We start from the raw sequence: 3,849 nt of genomic DNA, 5'->3' as shown, positions 1-3,849 counted from the left end.
TTATCGACGATGGCATTCAATGCGTCCATTAAATAACTGATATCTGCTTTGTGCAAGCCTACGGAAGGTTCATCAAGTATATATAAGTTGTGTCCTTTGGAAGTCTTGTAAAGTTCCGAGGCCAGTTTAACCCGCTGAGCTTCGCCCCCTGATAGTGTGGTGGATGGTTGCCCGAGTTTCAAATAGCCTACGTCCAGTTTATTGAGTTGGTCCAGTATCCTGATGACCTTTTCTTCGCCTTCAAAGAAGGAGATGGCTTCTTCAACGGATAATTCCAATACATCATAAATGTTTTTACCCCGGTAACGGATTTCCAGGGTATCACTGTTAAATCGTTTCCCTGCGCAGGTTTCGCATACTATTTCCACATCTCCCAAAAAGTGCATGCCCAGCTGAATGCTTCCGGCGCCCTGGCAGCTTTCGCAACGTCCCCCTTTGTTGTTAAATGAGAAACGTCCTTTTTTATAGCCTCTTTTTTTTGATTCGGGAAGGTTTCCAAAAATATCCCTGATGTGGTCGAACAAATCTGTATAGGTAGCCGGGTTGCTGCGCGGGGTGCGGCCGATAGGAGACTGGTCAATTTCGATGATCCGGCTGATGTTTTTACTGCTTTCAATGCTTCTGCAGTATTTATTCGCATCATGGCTTTTCAAATTGGGCACAAGTACGTGGTGCACCAGCGTTGATTTTCCGGCGCCGGAAACACCTGTGACGACATTGAAAGCGTTCAGCTTGAAATCGACATCAATGTTTTTAAGATTGTGTTTGAAAGCACCACGGATGCTGAGGAAGCCATCACCAGCTCTGGAAGTTTTAGAAACACTCTTGTCAGCATCAATGGATATGGTGCTCGCTGTCAGACTTCCGGGGTAATTGTTCTTGTTGTTTAAAAGCTTGAAGGTGTCGCCCTGGTAAATCACTTCACCGCCGTGGATGCCTGCTTTGGGGCCTATATCGATGAGGTAGTCGGCTGATTTGATGGTCTCCTCATCATGTTCCACCACCAGCAGCGTATTGCCATTGTCGCGCAAAGATTGCAGCACTTTCAGCAGTCTTTTATTATCCCTTGGATGTAAACCGATGGAAGGCTCATCCAGAATATATAAAATGCCCTGGAGGCCGCTGCCGACCTGCGATGCCAGCCTGATCCGCTGAGCTTCTCCACCTGACAAAGTAGTTGATGTCCGGGAAAGGCTCAGGTATTCCAGTCCTAAAAGCTGCAAATATTCAAGTCGTTTGATGGCATGATGGAGGATGTGATCCGTGACTTCCTGGTCTGAAATGGTGTGGGTCAGGTGATTCAGGAACTCATACAATTCAGATAATGGCATCTGGCTTAATTCGCTGATATTCTTACCATCAATAAAGACGGAAAGAGCCTCCGGCCTGAGACGGCTTCCATGGCAGGCATTACAGGTGAAGGTGCTGGCGAACCGCAGGATATTGTCGTTGCGATCACGATGCAATATCTCCCCCATAATGGGGATCATGCCTTTGTAATAAGCTTCTTCACGAGGTTTGGCGGTAATGCCTTTCCATTTTAAACGCGATTCGAGCGAATGTTTGCCAAAAAGGATTTTGATCCGATTGCTGCCGAACATAACCACCTTTTGTTGCTCTTCTGTGAGTTCAGTCCAGGGGATGTCGACGGAAAAACCATGCGCCCTGCAAACTTTGTCCAACTCGTCCACCCTGACCTGCGAATACACGATATAGCCGGTGGGTGTGGTTGGAACCAATGCGCCTTCCCGGAGGGTTTTATTTGGATCGGCAATCAGTTTTTCCGGATCGATTTGTTCGGTAATGCCCAGTCCTTTACAATGGGGACAAGCTCCATAGGTGGCATTAAATGAAAATAATTTAGCCTGAATTTCAGGGTAAAACGTTCCGCAGTTTTCACAGCGGTCTGTTTTCCTGTTTTTAATGATATGATGACAATGCACACATTGCATCATACCTGTCCGGGCAAACAGCAACCGCAGGTAATCGTAAATGCCCGACATGGTACCCACAGTTGACCGGGGGTTGGCTACCACTGTTTTCTGGTTGATGGCCAGCGCAGGCTGCAATCCGCTGATGCTTTTTACTTCGGGTTTCTCCAATTTACCTATGTACTGACGCGAATAGGATGAAAAAGATTCCAAAAACCGTCGCTGACTTTCCTTGAATATCACATCATAAGCAAGGCTGGATTTTCCCGAGCCGGAAACACCGGTGATGACGGTCAGCGAATTATGGGGAATGCTGACACTAACTTTTTTCAGGTTGTTTTCTGATGCTTCAACTACTTCTAATGATCGGGTCTTTGGTTTGTTCATTATCTTCTTATAAAGCTTTGCGGGCCTGTAAAATATATTTTGATCTGTCGAGTGGGCTGATGCCCCTGAATGGGGTGGAGGCTCCCTGTTCTAATGGACATGGCCGGTATCCTGAAAAACGGGAAGACAGCCTGCCTTTTCCACCGGTGAGGGCACTTAATCGGGCTGCATAATCCAATGAAGTAGCCACAGGTATGCTTCCTTTCAGGCTGAACTTTTCATCTGACAGCATGGGATTGCCGATTTCAGCCCTCAATTGTGTCAGGCTGCTGATCACTTTACCCAGGTCTTCTTCCGGTCCGGTGATGGTAAATTCCAGCATCGGTTCGAGTAAGGTAGTTCCAATCGCTTGTAATCCATTCATGATGGCCATGGGTGTAGCTACTGCAAAATCGCCTGCGCGTGAATGGATATTGTGATGCTCACCACCAACTAATGTGATCTTCAGGTCGGTTACCTCCCAACCATGATTGCCTTGGCCGAGTGCCAGCGGAATAGTCCTTTCAATTTCATTCTGATAACGCTGTGCGATCTGGTTGACCCCCACCAGGGAGTGATAAACAACGCCGCTTCCCCGTTCACCGGGTTCAATTTTAAACCTGACGACCGCCCAACAGGGTTTCGGCATGGTGTACTCTTCATAGCCTTCGCCTGAAGCAGCAGGGGTTTCCTTGTATATAACGCCTGGTTTTCCGAATTTTACCTTGAGTTGGAATCTTTCATTCAATATATTCCCCAATATTTCAAGCTGAATAAGCCCCATGACCTTTATATGGAGTTCACGCTCATCCTGCAACCAAAGAAAGTCGATCAGGGGATCTTCATCAGTAAGCATCTGCATGGCTTTTACAAGCGCAGCATAATCTTCCGGTTGTTGGGGAAAAACATTCACGGTTAACAGTGGCGCTTGCAAACTTACGGGGTCCTGAATGCCTTCTGCCGTGCCAATGATGTCACCTGCCTTTACAGTACTCATCCCGTATAAAACAGCTACATCACCTGCAAGCAATTCACCCGTAACCTCGTATTTCAATCCACTGAACTTCCGTATCTGGCTGATCTTTTCTTCTTTTTTCTGACTGGTATTAAAAATGATATCCCGGTTCTTTAATGATCCGTTGAATAGTCTGACACTTGCCATCCGCCCGTTCGTATCGTCGTGCTCCACTTTATAAACAATGCCCGATACTTCGGCAGATGAATCGCCTTTGGCGACAGGCATGTATTGCACGATAGCTTCCAACAATTCGTCAATGCCTGCATCAAATTTGGCAGAACCAAATAATACGGGGAATAGTTGGCCTGTGAGTATTTGTTTGGCCATCGACTTCCGAATATCATCCATTGGAAGCGATTCATCATGTAAATAACGATCCATCAGGAGGTCATCATGATGCAGAATTGACTCGATGAATTCTTCAGGCATGGATTGGCTGACGTCAGCAATGTTTGCTTCATTCGTACCCACATTATTCACATATTGCAACATGACAATATCACCTGTCAGTTCCTTTCGTATATCGTTGATCAC

2 protein-coding genes are annotated in these 3,849 nt (G+C 46.5%); both read right to left on the bottom strand.

All coding sequences use genetic code 11. The features are described 5' to 3' along the window. On the bottom strand, window positions 1–2,318 hold a 2,318-nt coding region (uvrA, locus tag V2I46_06130; GenBank protein ID MEE4177072.1), incomplete at its 3' end, for an excinuclease ABC subunit UvrA. Between the two features lie 7 nt (window positions 2,319–2,325). Further along, window positions 2,326–3,849: hypothetical protein (locus tag V2I46_06125; protein MEE4177071.1), on the bottom strand; the 1,524-nt coding region annotated here is incomplete at its 5' end.

This window comes from Bacteroides sp. (genome assembly GCA_036351255.1).
GTDB lineage: Bacteria > Bacteroidota > Bacteroidia > Bacteroidales > UBA7960 > UBA7960.
The sequence above is the reverse complement of the archived record's forward strand: the minus strand, read 5'-3'. Positions and strand labels throughout refer to the sequence as shown.